Source organism: Priestia sp. MDV22-iso46 (genome assembly GCF_058629175.1).
In genome coordinates this window covers 1-16,937 of record NZ_JBZVWT010000014.1, presented here as the reverse complement: position 1 = coordinate 16,937, position 16,937 = coordinate 1, and the positions used below count along the sequence as shown (strand labels likewise).

The 16,937-nt window shown below is 35.1% G+C and carries 16 protein-coding genes and 1 pseudogene; 7 read left to right on the top strand and 10 right to left on the bottom strand.

Features of this window, described 5'->3' with window-relative positions; genetic code table 11:
- Positions 1-82: 82 nt before the first annotated feature.
- On the top strand, positions 83-379 hold the full coding sequence (locus tag AC4NPH_RS28390; RefSeq protein ID WP_098197527.1) for a hypothetical protein: 297 nt from the start codon (positions 83-85) through the stop codon (positions 377-379).
- Positions 380-651: 272 nt separating this feature from the next.
- Here the strand turns inward: AC4NPH_RS28390 and AC4NPH_RS28385 are convergent, their stop codons facing one another.
- The 4 genes from AC4NPH_RS28385 to AC4NPH_RS28370 form a co-directional block, all read right to left on the bottom strand.
- Complete coding sequence (locus tag AC4NPH_RS28385; RefSeq protein WP_098197528.1) at positions 652-984, bottom strand: hypothetical protein; 333 nt, start codon at positions 982-984, stop codon at positions 652-654.
- Between the two features lie 337 nt (positions 985-1,321).
- Positions 1,322-1,570 carry a hypothetical protein gene (locus AC4NPH_RS28380; protein ID WP_053488669.1) on the bottom strand — a complete coding sequence of 83 codons (249 nt, stop codon included), beginning with the start codon at positions 1,568-1,570 and terminating at the stop codon, positions 1,322-1,324.
- 355 nt (positions 1,571-1,925) lie between these two features.
- Positions 1,926-4,037: a sigma-54 interaction domain-containing protein gene (locus tag AC4NPH_RS28375; RefSeq protein WP_098315246.1), complete on the bottom strand. Its 2,112-nt coding sequence runs from the start codon at positions 4,035-4,037 to the stop codon at positions 1,926-1,928.
- Between the two features lie 58 nt (positions 4,038-4,095).
- Complete coding sequence (locus AC4NPH_RS28370) at positions 4,096-5,523, bottom strand: YfcC family protein (RefSeq protein ID WP_098197530.1); 1,428 nt, start codon at positions 5,521-5,523, stop codon at positions 4,096-4,098.
- 373 nt (positions 5,524-5,896) lie between these two features.
- Between AC4NPH_RS28370 and AC4NPH_RS28365 the strand changes: the two genes are divergently transcribed.
- Positions 5,897-7,042, top strand: a complete 1,146-nt coding sequence (locus AC4NPH_RS28365) for a M20 family metallopeptidase (RefSeq protein ID WP_240530878.1) — start codon at positions 5,897-5,899, stop codon at positions 7,040-7,042.
- A gap of 221 nt (positions 7,043-7,263) precedes the next feature.
- Here AC4NPH_RS28365 and AC4NPH_RS28360 read toward each other — a convergent pair whose 3' ends face one another.
- Positions 7,264-7,824, bottom strand: coding sequence for a GNAT family N-acetyltransferase (locus AC4NPH_RS28360; protein ID WP_098197531.1), 561 nt, complete (start codon positions 7,822-7,824; stop codon positions 7,264-7,266).
- Between the two features lie 534 nt (positions 7,825-8,358).
- On the opposite strand from AC4NPH_RS28360, the gene AC4NPH_RS28355 reads away from it, so the two are divergent.
- The 4 genes from AC4NPH_RS28355 to AC4NPH_RS28340 all read left to right on the top strand — a co-directional run bounded on the left by AC4NPH_RS28355 (position 8,359) and on the right by AC4NPH_RS28340 (position 10,986).
- Positions 8,359-8,658: a hypothetical protein gene (locus AC4NPH_RS28355; RefSeq protein ID WP_098197532.1), complete on the top strand. Its 300-nt coding sequence runs from the start codon at positions 8,359-8,361 to the stop codon at positions 8,656-8,658.
- Positions 8,659-8,670: 12 nt separating this feature from the next.
- Positions 8,671-9,804 (top strand): FtsK/SpoIIIE domain-containing protein, encoded by a 1,134-nt coding sequence (locus AC4NPH_RS28350; protein ID WP_098315245.1) that lies wholly within the window; start codon positions 8,671-8,673, stop codon positions 9,802-9,804.
- On the top strand, positions 9,801-10,496 hold the full coding sequence (locus tag AC4NPH_RS28345) for a hypothetical protein (RefSeq protein ID WP_098315244.1): 696 nt from the start codon (positions 9,801-9,803) through the stop codon (positions 10,494-10,496). The genes AC4NPH_RS28350 and AC4NPH_RS28345 overlap by 4 nt, the downstream gene beginning before the upstream one ends.
- Before the next feature lie 313 nt (positions 10,497-10,809).
- Positions 10,810-10,986, top strand: a complete 177-nt coding sequence (locus AC4NPH_RS28340) for an aspartyl-phosphate phosphatase Spo0E family protein (protein ID WP_098197535.1) — start codon at positions 10,810-10,812, stop codon at positions 10,984-10,986.
- Positions 10,987-11,276: 290 nt separating this feature from the next.
- Here AC4NPH_RS28340 and AC4NPH_RS28335 read toward each other — a convergent pair whose 3' ends face one another.
- Positions 11,277-12,104, bottom strand: a complete 828-nt coding sequence (locus tag AC4NPH_RS28335; protein ID WP_098197536.1) for an STAS domain-containing protein — start codon at positions 12,102-12,104, stop codon at positions 11,277-11,279.
- Positions 12,105-12,570: 466 nt separating this feature from the next.
- Complete coding sequence (locus tag AC4NPH_RS28330) at positions 12,571-12,798, bottom strand: helix-turn-helix domain-containing protein (protein ID WP_098315242.1); 228 nt, start codon at positions 12,796-12,798, stop codon at positions 12,571-12,573.
- 985 nt (positions 12,799-13,783) lie between these two features.
- Between AC4NPH_RS28330 and AC4NPH_RS28325 the strand changes: the two genes are divergently transcribed.
- Positions 13,784-14,485 (top strand): MerR family transcriptional regulator, encoded by a 702-nt coding sequence (locus tag AC4NPH_RS28325; RefSeq protein WP_098197538.1) that lies wholly within the window; start codon positions 13,784-13,786, stop codon positions 14,483-14,485.
- Positions 14,486-14,627: 142 nt separating this feature from the next.
- On the opposite strand, the gene AC4NPH_RS28320 is transcribed toward AC4NPH_RS28325, so the two are convergent.
- The 3 genes and pseudogenes from AC4NPH_RS28320 to AC4NPH_RS28310 all read right to left on the bottom strand — a co-directional run.
- Positions 14,628-15,497, bottom strand: a complete 870-nt coding sequence (locus AC4NPH_RS28320) for a hypothetical protein (protein WP_098315241.1) — start codon at positions 15,495-15,497, stop codon at positions 14,628-14,630.
- Between the two features lie 22 nt (positions 15,498-15,519).
- Complete coding sequence (locus AC4NPH_RS28315; protein WP_098315240.1) at positions 15,520-16,275, bottom strand: ParB N-terminal domain-containing protein; 756 nt, start codon at positions 16,273-16,275, stop codon at positions 15,520-15,522.
- 107 nt (positions 16,276-16,382) lie between these two features.
- A pseudogene (locus AC4NPH_RS28310) lies at positions 16,383-16,937 on the bottom strand (replication protein); the annotation flags it as partial.

The following is a 16,937-nucleotide window of genomic DNA, read 5'->3' as shown; positions in this document are numbered from 1 at the left end:
GATTTTAGGTTTTTAAATTTAAATAACAGGTTAATATTGACTTATAAAGGAATTGAAGGGTGTAGAAATGGAGGGGAGTAAGTTGCCTAACAAAGAATATCCATACTATTTTATAAAGTTAGGTAAGTTATATTATGTAAATGAATCATGTAGAAACGTAAAAAGGAAAGAGATATCTAGTTATGAATTTACAAACAATGAATTGGTCGCATTTCCCTTTGATACACAATCCATTGCAAAACAGACCGCAGATGAATGTGGTGGTTATATTGTAGTTAGGAACGCTACTTTTGAAGAATATATTAGCCAAGGGGAACGTTGGATCAAGTATATAGATTATAAAGAGAAACATATATGGAAACTCTATAATGTTAAGTAAATAGTAAAATACTTTTGTTATAATCCTTTTTATATTTATCAATTTTGTAGAAAAAGCTTATATTTGTCGTAATCAATTCCAATTTCTCTTTTTGAACCATCTCTCAGAGTGAATACTCTAAACCAATCTTTCATGTAATCATATCTCCTTAAAAACGAAAAGAGCAGCCATCATGTACTGGCTGCGCTCTTTTAGCAAAAATGCACTTACACAAATGGGTATGTGAACGTACTAGTGTTATACTATATCAGTAATAAAAAAAGGAATAATTTCTATTTACCTTGATACATTATTAATCGCTCTTTTGCTAAATTAATTAATTCCTTTAACTCTCTAACGGACTGCTTGTTATTACAATCACTTAATAAATCTATTGTGTCTTGCAAAAATTGTTCTCTTCTTTTTACTCTTTTATATTCAGCTCTATATTCTTCTGCCATCCTTGCTATTCGAGTAGACCCCTCACGAGGAGTCGCAACTCTTTCAAAATTTGGGGCACGAGGCTTTGTTACTTTTTCATCAAACGTAGCGTTGTCTGGATTCCTATTCCTCAATCCTGATTGACCCAAAATACTCCTTGCCGCCCGTTCTCTTCCAGTGGCCATTATCATTTCCCCTCTCTGCAATTGAGATTTGAAATAAACCGTCCTGTATAGATTCAATAACAGTAAAATAAATCCTTCTTTAAATATTTAGTTGCAGTTAAATAAAATCTTTGTTATTTTTTGAGTGGATAGGCAAGCTTACTGCAGTAGCTACATAGTATCTAAGAATCGCGACTTCGTTACCTAATCAGTAGCTAATTCAGTAACGTTACCGCGTTAATACAAGCTTTATATGCGTAATGACGCCCTTCATGTTGCTTTCTTTATTGGACCCTTCACTAGTTATAGATAATAACCTCACTTTTCCCTTATAGAAAAAGCAGGGCCGTCTAAAATGTTAGGTATTTTTTTCAAACGTTACAACATGTATTTCATTATCTATTAATTGAAAATATGACTTTGGATATGATCCGATATAAATAGGTAACCTGCCTTTTTCGTTTTCCGTATAAACGTTATAACCCAACTCATCCACAGTCTCAAATCCGTAATACTCCTGCCCTTTTATAATATTCAAGCCTTCAGTCAAACCGTCTAAGACACATATAATTTTTATAAATTCAATTTCTTTATTTTTTTCACTCATACTTCCACTCTCCCACTCAAAAGATTTCTGTATATTCGGAATTATATCGTTTTAAAAAGTTTTACTCCATACGCCAATCGACCCTATTAAATTAAATATCGATGTTTTTATGCAAAAACTGCAATCTCTAAAACTTGGATAAGTCCAAGAGGCCCATAAAAAAGGAAGCTTTTGTTCAATTGTTCGAAGTTGGGACAAAAACTATTGTAGAATGGTTTGCGGATTATTGGAATAAGGCAGACGGAAAGAGCATTACGTCACCTACCAATTTTAGTTTTTATGATTATGATCGATGCTATGATTTAATTATATTTTTATTCTTTTTTTAAATATAAAACACTTACCAAAAAGGCTGTTATTTAAAAGAAATAACAGCCTTTCTTTCATTGGAAGTCATTAAGTCTTCAAATCGTCTTAGTACTTCTATACCTAACTCTGTAATCTCTGTACCTTGTTTTCTAACTCCAACTTTAATGCAGTTAACCTTATTTAACATAGATAATCGATGTTTCAATTGTGAATCAGACAAGAAATAAGGAAGCATTTCTTGTATATTGCCTCTTCCTACACTTGTTTCTTGCTTTTTATAAATTGTTAGTATTTTTAATATGGCTTTATAATCTTCTGCAAAACTGCCTCTTTTTAAAAAAATAATAGCCTCTTCGACCTCAGACAATGAATCATCTGTTAAATTAGAAGTCTCTTGAGATAACAAAATTTGATCAGGCATATGATCTGTAATGACTTTATTTCCTTCCACAATAACCATTAAATAATGAATGAAATTTTCAAGTTCACGTATATTTCCTGGCCAATTATAATTTATTAAAAGATTTTTTACATCTGAGTCAAATACTAAGTTTTTCTTATTTAACTTAAAAAAGAAGTCTATTAGTGTAAATAAATCTTCTTTTCTTTCTCGAAGTGGTGGAATGTTTAGTGGTAAGACGTTGAGACGGTAATATAAATCTTCTCTAAACGTGCCTTCCTTAATCATTGCCTGTAAGTTTTTATTGGTTGCAGCAATTACTCGTACATTAATCGGTATAACTTTATGACCACCCACACGCATTACCTGGCGTTCCTGAAGAACCCGCAAAAGAGATGCTTGAATACTTAAGGAGGCGTCTCCTATTTCATCCATGAAAATAGTTCCATTATGAGCAAGTTCAAATAACCCCATTTTCCCTTCCTTTTTAGCACCCGTAAACGCTCCACCTTCATAACCAAATAATTCACTTTCTATTAATGTTTCAGTTAATCCCGCAAAGTTTACTGCTACAAATGGGCCTTCCTTCCTTTCAGAGCTATTATGTATTGCTTGGGCAAACACTTCTTTTCCTGTCCCATTTTCTCCAGTAATCAAAACTGTATAATCACTTTTGGCGAGGCGACTTGCTTTCTGTTTGGCAGATACAATCAAAGGGCTGTTTCCAATAATATTGTCAAATGAGTATTTCGTTGTTAGACCTAACTCTGTACTTTTCCGTCTAATTTCTTGCTCCATTCTTTGAACCCTTGTTACATCTTGAAACGTAATTACAAGTCCTGTAAGTTTTTGATTAAAGGTTAACGGGACTTTTGACACTAGCAATGACCGGTTATTTATTTGAAGTATGCTATCAAGTTGTTCTTTTTGTTCATCTAAATTCTTACTAATCTGAAAATTAGGTATAACCTCATGATAATGCTTTCCAATACAATTTATAGAAGGAAGTTGTAGAATTCGATGAGCATCTTCATTAATTAATGTAATGAATCCTTTTTCATCTAACCCTATAATTCCTTCGTGCACTGCATTTAAAATAGATTCTAATTTTTGCGTTAGTTCTTTCTCATTCTGAATAGATAATGATAAATTCCTTCCCATTTTAACAAAATCCCTAAAGAATTCTGCCGTATAAAAATGAGCTTTTTCTAAAGATAAATTTAAAAGACGGGCAATATCGAGCATAGTGGTTAAATCAATAGGGCGGTTCTCTAAATCAATAATTTTCTTTATATGCTTAGGTACCAACTCAACTTGTCCAAGTGTAATAGCCAGTTCGAAATTGTCAGCCTCTTTGGCATTTGTAACCCCCGGAACATAAGGAATTAATGTTAAATGACCAAAACCAAACGCATGCAGGAGATCAATAGACTCCCTAACATTCTGTACATAATTAGTAACCAATAAAATTTTTGTTTGGGGAGCCAAATCTAGAAGCTGCTCTAGTTTCGCAATTCGGATAGAACGTCTAGCAAGCATAACAGGAATGTTGGGCTTCAATGCTTTAATAGTATCTTCAAGCATTGGACTTGATAATATAATTAAATCAGCTTTATTGATCATCTCTTTATTTAATTGTAGAGATTCATAACATGTCTCAATATAGATTTTTGAGCCAAAAAACATTCTTAGATTTTCTTTAAATGTTTTGCATACTTTTTTACTGATAGTCACAAGAAGTATAGTGGGTTTTTTCATTCTTTTCTCCTTACTACACGGTTGCATTTGCTCTTATTCTATCAGATTTTAAATCGAATTAGAAAGGACCCCATTTTATTAATACACCAATGGTTAAAAAGATAGCAGCTAAAATAGACCAGATAATAGTTAAAGGAATCATAAATTTAAGCCATTTACCATATGAAATACCACTGGTAGCCAATATAGCCATTAATACGCCTGATGTTGGGTTAATGCAGTTTACTACTCCCTCACCAAATAAAACGGCTTGTACTGCTACTTGACGGGTAATGTGCAACAAATCTGCAAGTGGGACTAATATTGGCATTAACATAGTTGACTCCCCAGAGCCTGATGAAATTAAAAAGTGAATAGCTGCACTACCTATGAACATACCTAACGTCCCGGTAATTGGAGAAAGTGGCGCTAAAAGAGTTGAAAGCCCATGAACAATTGTATCTAAGAGTTGTCCTTGTTCAAGCAAAATAATAACTGCACGTGCCATCCCTACAATTAGAGCCCCATATACAAGCTTTTGACATCCATCCATGAATGTTTTAGCAATATCATTAACCTTCATACGAGAAATAAGCCCCGCACCTATAGCAATAAAAATAAATAAACCTGCCATTTCGTTTTCAGTCCATTTAAAAATAAGTGTACAAATAATAAATGCTAATAGGGAACCTCCGGAAAATAATAAAACAATTTTGTGTTGCAATGTTAGTTTCTGCATTTTTATCTCGTTCTCGTTTGTACCTAAAGAATTAGGAAAGCGTTCTAAACCCAGGATACTTTGGGTAATGTCTTTTTTAATTTTACGCGCATACCAATAGATGTAACAGATAGTACATACTAAGAAAGTCAAATAAATTACAATACGAAAGCTCATTCCAGACAATAGAGGAAGCTCAGCAATTCGTTGGGATAATCCTAAGGTTTGTGGGCTTATCAAAGAGACATTCCATCCTGCATACGTACCGAGATAGATAAGAGATACACCAAAAATCGCATCCAATTTTAATTTACGCGCAATCATCACTCCTATTGGGATAAAAGCAATAACAGAATTAACAATGATACCTGTAGTGCCAAGTATAGAAAACATTAAGCAAATAGGAATGATAAGCAGAAGAACTCGTCCTTTACATAGGTTTATAACATTACGAATAAACGTATCAATGGCTCCGGTCTTATCAATAACAGCTAATGCGCCACCTGTAAATAAAATAAGAAAAATTAATGGCGCTCCAGCAACCATTCCGGCTTGAATTGCTGTAAAGATCTCTAGAAAATTAACCGGAGTAGATTTTACCAAATGATAACTTCCAGGAACAGTCATCGTAATGTCCCCTTTTTTCACTCGATCAAATACTCCTGATGGAACAAGATAAGTAGCTATCGTGCAGATGATCAAAATATAAAATAAAAGCACATAAGCGTCAGGTTTAAATAGTTTTCTTTTAATAGGTTTATGAATCGTTTTTTCAGCTGTAGACTGCATAAATATAATTCCTCCTCCAAAGTAAAATGTACAATATTAAGAAAAAACATTACCCCTCCTTTAAACATATTTTGATTATTCAGAAACTTATTTCCTGAAAACAATTACTACTATACACTTAAACACAATGCAAAAATCGTGCCAGTTTCTTAAATCAATAAAATAACCCTTTAAAATAGTTTACATCAAAAAAAACATATTTATAGGTTTATTTATAAGTTGTTAAAGACCTATAAATAAACCTATAAAACAATAAAAATGCAAAGAAAGGCGATTCAGTAAGAAAACAAAGTTGGCAAGGTTCTTGCAATAGTATGAGGTGAGACCATACACACTTAACATATATAGTGCAGAATTTAGAGGAGGAATTATATTGAGTCAGTTGTTAACGAAACAAACCATTTATAGTTATTTGCAAGACCATGAACAGGATATGTTGGATGATTTAATTGAATTTGTAAAAAAAGAATCACCTTCTTGTAATAAAAAGTTAGTAGACGAATGTGGTACATATTTAACTCACCTTTTTCAACGCCGATTAGATATAGAACACTATGAAGTAAAAAAAGAATCTAAAGTCGGAAATCACATAAAGTTTACGATTGGGAAAGGAGAACAACAAATTTTAATTATTGGGCATTTCGATACGGTTTGGGAGAAAGGTAGGCTTAAACTTAAAAAAGAAGGAAATAAACTATTTGGTCCTGGCATCTTAGATATGAAAGGTGGAATTATTCAATCCATATGGGCAATTAAAGCAATTCAAGCACTAGAGCTTCCTCTCAACAAAAAAATTGTCTTCCTTTGCAATTCAGATGAGGAAATCGGTTCAATTACTTCTAAAGAATATATTGAGGAAGAAGCAAAAAAAAGTGAGGCTGTACTCGTAGCTGAACCTGCTGTAGCTGGTTCAGGGGCCTTAAAGACTTCTCGTAAAGGTGCAGGGATTTTCAAGTTGAAAATATGGGGACGTGCAGCTCATGCGGGCAATCATCATGAAGACGGTGTAAATGCAATTGAAGAATTAGCTAAGCAAGTAATTTTACTACAAAAATTAACTAACTATCAAAAAGGTACAACTGTTAATGTAGGCACGATTACTGGAGGAAGTGGCACAAACGTGGTTCCAGAATATGCTGAAGCTGATATTGATTTACGTGTTTCAACAGAGGAAGAGGCAAAAAGAGTAACGGACATTATTTTAAATTTGAAACCACTATCAAATGAAATAAAACTTGAAGTAACCGGTGGTATGAACCGACCTCCAATGGTTAAAACCGAACAAACACAGGAACTATTTGAATGTGCTCAAGCTATTGCTAGCGAGCTAGATATAGACTTAGAAGAGGCAGCTGTTGGAGGAGGAAGCGATGGGAACTTCACAGCAGCTATAGGTATTCCTACTCTCGACGGTTTAGGCGCTTGTGGTAAAGGCATTCATGCAGCGCATGAACATATACAAATCGATAAACTGGCTGAACGCTCATCTTTATTCGCTAATTTATTATTGAAATTGTAATAACAAGAAAAAGATGTTGTTTTTCATCTGAAGGTCGATATGGAAAAAGAGAAGGGTTTACTCTTCTCTTTTTTATTTGTCTCTGGTTGCTTCTTTTTAAGATCCGGAAATTACAAGTTATCATGCTACCCATAATCCTCATTACGTTCCAATTTATATAAATGCAATATTCCAGATACTGCATAAGGTTGCAAAATTTTAAAAGTAAGTAGAATAAATCCCTAACTTTCTTCCTTCCCACTTCCACGAAATGACAGCCGGTGAAAGGTATTGATATACACAAACAGTTCTTCCCCAGTTCTCTTTCTTGAATCAGCTATGAGAGGAAGGTACATGGCACGGTAGGTTTCTGGCACCCATATGTAGTGATGAACATATTCTGTGAGAAGGAAGCCACAGGATTGCCAAAAGTTGATACGCCTTCTATTATCTAATGTTTCCCCTGACTCAGCCTCAATAATTAATTTCTGATATCCCTCAGCAGCTGCTTTCTGTCGCAGGTAATCAACAAAATGTTTGCCAAGTCCATGTCCTCGCTCTTTTTCAGATACGGCCAAATAGTCAATGATCAACACCTGATCGGATACAAGCTTCCCTGTGAGAGACATAACAACTGGTATTGACTTGTTATATCCTACATGGAGCTCAGCAATTCCTTGTGTAAACATATTTTTGATGATTTTAACCGGTTTAGCCCCCTTATCACCAAATGCCTCCAAATAAAGAGGGCTCGCGTTCTGCCAAAGTTCATCGTCCCATGTACAAACTGTTCTAATTTTCACAATGATTTCTCCCACCTAACTTGTTGTTCTCATCTTAAACCAGATAAATTGCACCTGATCCTCATACCTTCTATTTTGCCAATGAAGTATCTTTTTATCTCTCGTCCAATTTATGAAAAAGATAAAATACCGAATTCATTCAGTAATCAGTTGCATTTGACTACAGGAAATGTAGGATAAAGATCTTTTTATTTATAGGACAATCCCCCTCCAGCATATAAAAGACAAGCACGTCTTACATCACCATCTACTGATCCCCTACTGTAGTAAGGATTCTTTTTTATTTTTTGACTGGACAGGCAAGCTTACTGAAGCAGCTACATAGTATCTAAAGAATCACGACTTCATTACCTAATCAGTATCTAGTTCAGTATCGCTACCGAGTTAATACAAGCTGTATACGCTTAGTGAAGCCCTTCATGGAACCTGTAAGGGAGCTGAGCCGAAGAGGCGAAGGAGGCGACCGGATGGGGTGAGCTGAAATAATTCATACCTGAAAGGCAAAAAAATTAAAGAATGAAAGAAGGTATCAACATGAGAAAAACAAAAGGGTTTACCTTTCGAAAGATTTTTCCTTTCCTCCTACAATCATCACTTACGAGACCTCGTCCCTTCAGGGCTTATTCCTTTGTTCCTTTTAGTCCATTTGCCATGCTTGACCCTACCATTCTCACCATAGGAGGGATTGTTTTAGGAATTGCCTTCATTGAACAGGTATTAAATCGATGGGGTGTAATCGATCTGGCCGATCAGTTTGAAAAAGTGATGCGGTTTATCTTGCCTGTCACCTTTTATGGAGCCTTATTTTACTTCTTTGCGACATTTATGTTTTGAGGAGGGTTTTAGATGTTTGAGAAACTAAAATTGCGTGGGAAGCTTATTAAAGCGTTTCGTACAGCAGAGATTTACCGGGTCATAAAGCGTGGGGATCGTACCTCCTATCAATTTCCTAAAATTCATCAGATCGATCATCATATTAACTACACTCGATATGCCTTTTCCTTACTGAATGGTATTGATCCTGAACTCTTAACGAAAAAAAGATGGGCCTTACGCCAAGTATTAGGCAGCCACATCGAAATAAATGGCAGCCTAAAAAACTTTAGTATCACTGTCCACCATAAAAGCTTACCAAAGATGCTTACCTATAAGTATGAAACCATTCACCCTCAGATAGAGAAAATGGAGCTTCCCATATGCATTGGTCAAGACATCTATGGAAATCTTGTCTCATGGGATTTTGCGGATTTAGAAACGTTACTGATTTCTGGCGAAATTGGAGCCGGAAAAAGCAGTCTCATGCGTGTGATCCTCACAACATGGGTGAAATATGCCCCTCCTGAAGACTTGCGCTTAGTGTTAGTGGATCTTAAACGAGCTGATTTGGGGTTATTTCATGGGATCGAGCATGTGGATGCGCTTTGCTTTGAGGCCAAGGATATGAGAAAACCTTTTGCTTTATTACGAGCTGAAATGTATCGAAGAGGCGATTTATTGTTAGATCATGGTGTAACTCATATCAGTAGACTACCTTTTAAGCTGCCTCGTATTGTTGTGGTAATTGATGAAATGTCCATCGTGAAGAGAGAAACCGATCTTGTAGAGATGATTCAACAGTTTGCCAGCCAAGGTCGTGCACTAGGCGTTCATACGATTATTGCCATGCAGCGTCCCGATGCTGATTTGTTGAATTCAGCACTCAAAGCAAACTTACGGGTTCGGATCTCTGGAAGGCAGGCCGATGCCATAAATGCAAAAGTAGCCGGAGTAATTGGTGCCGAAGAAATCGATGCTGCAGCCAGAGGGCGTATGAAAATTAAAATTGATGAAGTGAAAGAGTTTCAAGCCTACTTCTTAGATGAAGGAGCTTGTAAGGAAATACTTTCACCTTATAAAACACTCGTGAAAGACCCTGAAGCAGAACTAGAAGTGGTATCACCGTCCATCTTTGGGTTATTGGAGAAGGAGGAGCAGCGATGAGTTTCCGTTTATCTCAACGTGATAAAGATATCATAGCGTTTATTAATCAATTTAGAGCTGTGGATCGAGACTCATTAGTTGACCTATTCTTTAAACAGCTTAAATCGCCCGTAAATGCGTGTAATAGTGTGATGGTACGTTTATATCGATTGGGGGTAATTGAACGTACACAGCAGTATTCTCCTACTGTCTATTTGCCTGTGGATGCAAAGATCAAAAAGAACTCTCAAAAAATATTACATTTCCTTTCTATCTTGGATGTCTATAAACAAATGTGTATGTATAGCATACCTAAACAGGTCATTGTTGAAGATAAGCCCACCGGACGAAAAGAAGGGATTGAACCGGATCTATTTTGTATTTTTAAAGGATCTCCTTTTTGGATTGAAATTCAACGAAATCAGTATTCCGAACAGAAAATGCAAGCGAAGATTAACCTCTATGAAGAGTTTTTCTGTTCGGATGAGTGGAAAGCGTTGCACTGGCAGCCAGAAGAACGGTCACCTATCTTCCCTTCTGTCATTTTAATTACACCTGTTCGTTATGCTGTTACTTCTGACCATATCCGCATTATACAAGTAACAAGTATTCATGAACTGATGGAGAAATACAAGAGTTCTGCGAAACAGCAAAGAGAGGCAAAGCCAAGAACATCAGCTTCTTCTGGTGGGATTAAAATCAATCTCACGTAATGGCGAACAACATAAAAAAACTGCCTCAACACAGAGAATGAGGCAGTTTTTCTGATCTCACACTCGTTGAAATGTGAACGTCATAGCAAGTATACAATACCAAATTTATGTAAAAGTTTCCACATTTTTTCATGAAGATTACACAAAGAAAATGACTATTCAAACCCTTTTTCCAGGATTTCGACCCTTTAAGTAAGCATTATCAACCATACTCTGCCTTTATTTTATATTGGGTGTTGAAATAGAAGGATCATACATTTATTGTTAAATAAGTTGACGAATTAACACTTTTGGTAAACGGGTTGGAGAGATAGTGCAGGAGGATAAGGATGTTCTAAAACAAACTTTACTTATAGAAATAGAAAAGGCCAAGGAGAATATGATTCAAGTGGCACGAGAAGAAGGTATAACCAGTGAAAGTACACTTCAAGTCAGTCAGTCCATTGATCAATTATTAAATAGATTACATAAGGTAAGCTTAACAAAGTAAGTATTCGTTTCTTAATAAGTAAAAAACAATCGCTTTCTCTTCGCATTGGCCTAGCATGAGAAAGCGATCGCTTTTTAGTAAGTGGTGATTAACTTACTAATCGACTTGTAAATTATAAATAATTTGGATAATAAAGTAAAGGTATTTTTGTACCTTTACTTCCTAATAAAAAGCTATCTCAACAATAAGCGAGATAGCTTTTTATTAGGAATACTAATTATAAAGATGGCGTTCTAAGCCATAGTAGGCAAGGCTTTTTGTCTTACAACCATTTATTGATAGGTAAATATTTACTTAACTCGAGAACTTGTGTACTCTAATGCCCCATAAAGGGTATTGAAAGTGACGATGTCATTTAATTTTACACCTAACTGAACCATTGTAAGGGCAATTTCAGAGCGAATGCCACTTAATACAACATCTATTCCTATAAGTTTCAAAGCTGCAACCACTTTGAAAAGTTGGTCTGCAACCATAGTATCAATAATAGGTACGGCAGATAGATCAATAATTAACCAACTCAGTCTGTAAGTGTTACCTTGTTTCAATGCATTTTCCATTAAAATTTGAGCTCTATGTGTATCAATCTCCCCTACAAGAGGAATTACACCAATTTCTTTTGTTACACGCACTACAGGTATAGATAGTTCATCTATAGCGTACTGAGCAGATTGAATTTTATCTATATAATCTTTCATATAAGATTTACTGACCCAATGTACAGCTTTGTCTACTACCAAATTGTATCTAGATATAACCTTAGAGAACAAATCAAAGGAAAAATTTTCTTTCTTTGCTTCTTGTGTAATGATTTCTCCAATTTGATTTCGATAATAACTGATTTCTTCTAAAGCAATATCTAAAGGAAGTTGAAGAGCCGTTAATAGATTTGCTACTTCGATTCCCCACTGTTCTAAGATTTGAAAAGTATGCTCTTCATCAATAGATATAGATTCTGCATAAATTTCAATTAAATTTTTTCGCCAAGGAACCAATTGAACATAAACATCATGATTATAAAAATGATAATGTCTTTTTTGTTCAGCTAATTCTTTTTTTTTATGTAAGATTACAGCCGTAATCCGTTGTAATTTTTTATTTAGCAATACATCTTCCATTTTTTCACCTACTAAACATCATGATTATGTAGTAAAAGCATAACATATATATTTTTTTGGTAAAACGGGTTCCTTTATGCAAAAGCTAAATAACTTAAACCATAATATTTAGTGATTGTATTTAAAATTATCTTACTTTACTCAGTAAGAGATCTATTAATTACGTAGTTGCTGTAATACGTTTTATGTAAACGAGCTTTATATTTTATATATGATATTCATAAATTAATGTCTTTTTTTCTCGTGGTCTTTCTGGGTGTCTTTTACTGTTTTAGCCATAGCTAGAAATATAATTAATGCAATGACAATACCCAGTATAATACCTCCGGACAATAGAATCATCCCCTTTTAAAATGCCTATTTTTGTTAATTATATTATATAGATTAAGAAGCTATCTCAGAAGCATTAAGTACCTAAGAGGCACATTGTTTAAAGAACTAGGTAAAATACGTTCAGTAAGCCTTTTTATATGTCAAAAAAGTCTTGAATGTTCTTGTTTTTGTCCATTTTTCGAGCAGTATTCATAATTTTCTTCATGACAACAGGTGATGGTATGTAGTCTCTATTGTTACAAATACGCCAAACGGTATTTCTCGATACTTTACTTCTCTCTGCAAAATCAACCTGAGCAATACCTTCTTGATCTAACCACCTACCAAACTTTGAACGCTTTGGATTCTTCCACCAGAACATAACCATCCCTCCTTATCTATCAGCCTGTCCACTTTTCACCACTTTGAATCATCTTTGGAGAAAATATAGGCATAAGGAAGTAATTTAGGCATAGAATAAGAGAAATAAAATTAATTTGCGCATGTTGTCGATATTTTTCCCATAGACATATAGCATGAATACAGTTAAGACCGCCTTATACACTATAAATAATGGGCGGTCTTTGTTGTGGATATTCGTATCTAAATAGAAAAGAGCCTAGATTCTAAGAATAGAAGCAAGGCTCTTTTTTTGATTTCGGTGCAAAGAATACGTAGTAGACCATAAAATGTCACTTTTCTCTAAATAAATAACTTATGCAATTAATTTAAACAATTTATGAATCAATTATTTGGAATGCTTAGCGCACTTTTTTATTTCAGTCATTATTTAACTTACCAGCTATAGAATCTGTCTTAAACAGTCACTCTAGTTCCTTATCTACTAAAACTGAGCGATTCTACACTTGGTTTGACAAGGATTTTATGTAACTTCGCTCAGAACGCCATGTATTGCGAGGTTTTTGCACTTTTTAAATACAAAAATAAGTGCAATTTCTCTATGAAAGAGACTACCATTCGATATCCTGCACTTTATCTATACAATTTTATGTGCAATTTGTTCAACTAGAGTTAAACTTATACTTAAGAACGTATAAGTTTAAACACAACATCATCCTTATAGTTAAACTCAAGTTAAACTTGCACTCAAGAACGTGCAAAATTAAATGTAATATTCACCTTGTAGTTCAACTTAAGTTTAATTTATACTCAAGATTGTGCAAAATTAATTATAGATTACAAAAGGTTATATCTTCTTTTGTGTAGAATTATATATTCAAAACTATGTTTGTTTGAAATTGGATAGTACTTTATGAAGGATTTCGAGAAAGTTTAGTAGTAGATTTGATATAATGTTAACCAGTATAGCAATCTTGGCGTAGAACAAGATAAGGAGTGATTGATTTATGTCGCAAACACAAGAGGAATTATCTTATCAAATAAAAGATGTTGCAGAGATTCTAGGATGGTCTCAATCCAATGTGCGAAAATATATGAAATATATGAATTTGCAGGGTAGTCGAACCGAGGGTGGTCATCGGCGCTTTAGTCAGCAGGATCTAAATGATCTGCTAGAAGCAAAACGTTTAAAAGAAGAAAATGACTACTCTTTAAAAATGATTCAAGCGCATTTTAACAAGGAATTGACCGATGAAATGATTGAGAAAAATGAGTCTCTTAAGTCATTTTTAGAAGAATCAGTAGAGGAACTGCAAGAGCAAGTAGAAGGTAATACAGAAAAAATAAAATCAATGGCTGAGTTGTTTGATGGGTTTGTTAAACATACTGAAAAGCAAATAAAACAGATATCTGAAAATACTACTCAAGAAATACTATCTCTTCAGCAATTAATGCGAACCTTGCCAGACATTAAAAAGTCTGAACAAGACCAGCAAAGGTTGAGAGAGGTTGAAGCGAAAATAAGGATTCAAGCACGGGAAGAAGCTGTTGAATTGTGGAATCAAAAACCGGAAAGTGAAAGGTTTATACGAAGTGGTTTTCTAGGTCTGCAGAAAACCGAAAAACTAGGGGAAAGACAGGATTTTATTGAATCATATATAGATAAGAAAGTTCTTCAATACGTTCAAAGTGATGAAAGTGTTAATTAATATATGGTTTATCCGTCATGTGAAATTAAATAAGAAGTAAGACAAAGTAAAAGGCCCTCTTGCTTCGTAGAAGAGGGTCTTTTACTTTGTCTTATTTTTTTTATAGTCTTTTCATAACCTATTTGAAGGGAATGACTCTTTTTTAATTTTTTGAGAGTAAATGAGAAGAGACAATACGCTCATTGGATAGGTATGTCTTTTCCTTTGAGAATAGCTTTAATCCCATAATATCAGGATGAACTTGCACAGTGACAGAATGATAATGTAACCCCTGATCTTCTACAAGAGGAAAACCATCATTGAGCTTCTTATTGTACTCAGGTTTGAAATGATTGATTAGAGCTGCTTCCGTTGCCTCTATGATTTGATTATTTAACTCCAGAGGCGGATTCTTTGTTATCTCTTGTAGTTGAATTAGATCTTCGTCCTCACTGTCTATTTCCTCTAATAACTGTGATTTGAACTCTAATAATAGAAGAGCTAGGTCTTTTTCTGGATAGTCACGAAAAATAGCTGCTTCTACCTTCAGTAACGTAGGATCAGACATTAACTCTTCAGCAGGAAGGCGTTCTCCATTTTCTCCAAATGCCTGCCCAATATAAACGATCTCTGTATCTAGATAATACTTTGAATGCTCGCGATAGACTTGAAGTAGACTTAACTCGATAACACCCTTTTCCCAACCTGTGAATACCATTGCTTTACGTGGCTTCTCATATTCAAATTCAAAATTTCTGTGATCAAATCCTGGGATAACACTTGGAAAGACGGAAACGTCAAGCGTCTCCCTTGTAGTATGTCCGCCTGTTCCAACAATTACATCAAAACGTATATGATTTTCAAAGAATTGGACAGAATCTTCATCTATACTTAATTTCGGGATAAGAGTAGCCACGTAAATATTATACCTTCGATCATCTGGCGATAAATGACCTAAATCATAAGGGTAACACAAGGTTAGATGATAAGCCCATGTTTGCAGTCCATACTCTGACATATAGTTAGTATTCATAGCTGCCTCCTTAGATCGTACGTTATTTCTGATAGTCATAGACAACCGGAACGTTGTCCATTTTCATGGTTTTGGCCACAATATAACGACGATAGCCATCCTTTAAAACCTTCGTTTCTTTCTCAATCGTTAACGGCTTGTCAAGGTGTCCTGTGCGCTTCACAAATTCAATGACTTCTTCTGTTTTCACAGGGTTTGGACGTGTCTTTAAGAAGGCTTCAGGAACGATAATGTCCTCAAAACTCACGACATCCTTTGTCCCTTTTGGCTGAATAGGTTGCTGCTTCTTTTGTTGTGCAGCCTTTTTCTCTTGAACAGGTGTTTCGTTTACTTCTGGCTGTACAGTTTTCGCTTCTTTTGCTACAGGCTCTTGTTTTTCTTCCTGCTTAGTAGCTGCAACCTCTTGTTGAGCCTTAGAAACCTCTTGTGGGGCTTCTTTCTTATCTTTTGAATCATTGGCTTCTTTATCGTTTTTATTCGGGAGAACGGTAATCTGGAAGCAGATGATACCAATTTCTCCAGGGCACTCGTCAATCGGAATATCTAACGTCGGTTCCCCTTGAATTAAGATCTTTTCATGCATAATACTCTTTTTTGTCAGTCCGGTTTTATTGAAGGCTTTCTTGGCAACAAACACGGTATACGAAATAAAGGTGCTCTTTTTCAGACCTTTAGGCGCAGAAGGTGAACCTTTTTCACGCATATCAAAGGCAACGTAGCGATCATATTCTCGTAATGGTCCTGTCGCGGATCCTGTTAGGGTCATTTTATGTGGCATCGTGATCTCCTCCTACATAGATTTATATATTGATTATTTAGAAGTATGTTCTAAATAATAATACTCTTATTAAACATCGGCTACCAAGGGATTTCTTCACTTTTTTATTACGAAACGGTGTCCTGTAATTGGGCATGTTGTTGTAATAAAGCCTGTTCCTGTGGTGTTAAGGCTTGTCCAAGATCTTGTTTAAGTTGCGCCATTTCTAACGAACTGTATGTAGTACTGTGCTCTTGGAGTAAGGTTTCTTCTTCTGGCGTTAGTTCTTGCCCTAAATCTTGTTTTAACTGAATCATTTCAAGCTGTTGATCCAGAGAAATAGCTATTTCTTGTGTAGACTCTTTTTGCTCCTGTTCAGCTTGTAACCAAGCAGGAACCAATTCCTTACGAATGATATGTTTAGGCGTAAATAGAGCTGTTTCAGCTTCAGTATGTATGTCTGACTCAGATGTTGGTTCTTCTGTATTCCCTTTAAGTAGATTCGTAAATTGATTGTAAGCAATTTGATAAACAAGACGACACATGTCATCCAGTGATAGGGTAGTACCCTTATGATTCGCCTTATGGACATATTTATCTAAGCCTACAATGGCTGTATAAGCGACTTCATGTACTTGTTCTTTCACAATCTCAATCTCTGTATCTCGTTTTACTGCTTTAGC

Excerpts from the sequence above, each read along its gene's own strand:
- AC4NPH_RS28315 (WP_098315240.1), bottom strand. The coding sequence starts at position 16,275 with ATGCCACATAAAATGACCCTAACAGGATCCGCGACAGGACCATTACGA.
- AC4NPH_RS28345 (WP_098315244.1), top strand. The coding sequence starts at position 9,801 with ATGAGTTTCCGTTTATCTCAACGTGATAAAGATATCATAGCGTTTATT.
- AC4NPH_RS28350 (WP_098315245.1), top strand. The coding sequence starts at position 8,671 with ATGTTTGAGAAACTAAAATTGCGTGGGAAGCTTATTAAAGCGTTTCGT.
- AC4NPH_RS28355 (WP_098197532.1), top strand. The coding sequence starts at position 8,359 with ATGAGAAAAACAAAAGGGTTTACCTTTCGAAAGATTTTTCCTTTCCTC.
- AC4NPH_RS28330 (WP_098315242.1), bottom strand. The coding sequence starts at position 12,798 with ATGTTCTGGTGGAAGAATCCAAAGCGTTCAAAGTTTGGTAGGTGGTTA.
- AC4NPH_RS28335 (WP_098197536.1), bottom strand. The coding sequence starts at position 12,104 with ATGGAAGATGTATTGCTAAATAAAAAATTACAACGGATTACGGCTGTA.
- AC4NPH_RS28385 (WP_098197528.1), bottom strand. The coding sequence starts at position 984 with ATGGCCACTGGAAGAGAACGGGCGGCAAGGAGTATTTTGGGTCAATCA.
- AC4NPH_RS28325 (WP_098197538.1), top strand. The coding sequence starts at position 13,784 with ATGTCGCAAACACAAGAGGAATTATCTTATCAAATAAAAGATGTTGCA.
- AC4NPH_RS28380 (WP_053488669.1), bottom strand. The coding sequence starts at position 1,570 with ATGAGTGAAAAAAATAAAGAAATTGAATTTATAAAAATTATATGTGTC.
- AC4NPH_RS28320 (WP_098315241.1), bottom strand. The coding sequence starts at position 15,497 with ATGAATACTAACTATATGTCAGAGTATGGACTGCAAACATGGGCTTAT.
- AC4NPH_RS28370 (WP_098197530.1), bottom strand. The coding sequence starts at position 5,523 with ATGCAGTCTACAGCTGAAAAAACGATTCATAAACCTATTAAAAGAAAA.
- AC4NPH_RS28375 (WP_098315246.1), bottom strand. The coding sequence starts at position 4,037 with ATGAAAAAACCCACTATACTTCTTGTGACTATCAGTAAAAAAGTATGC.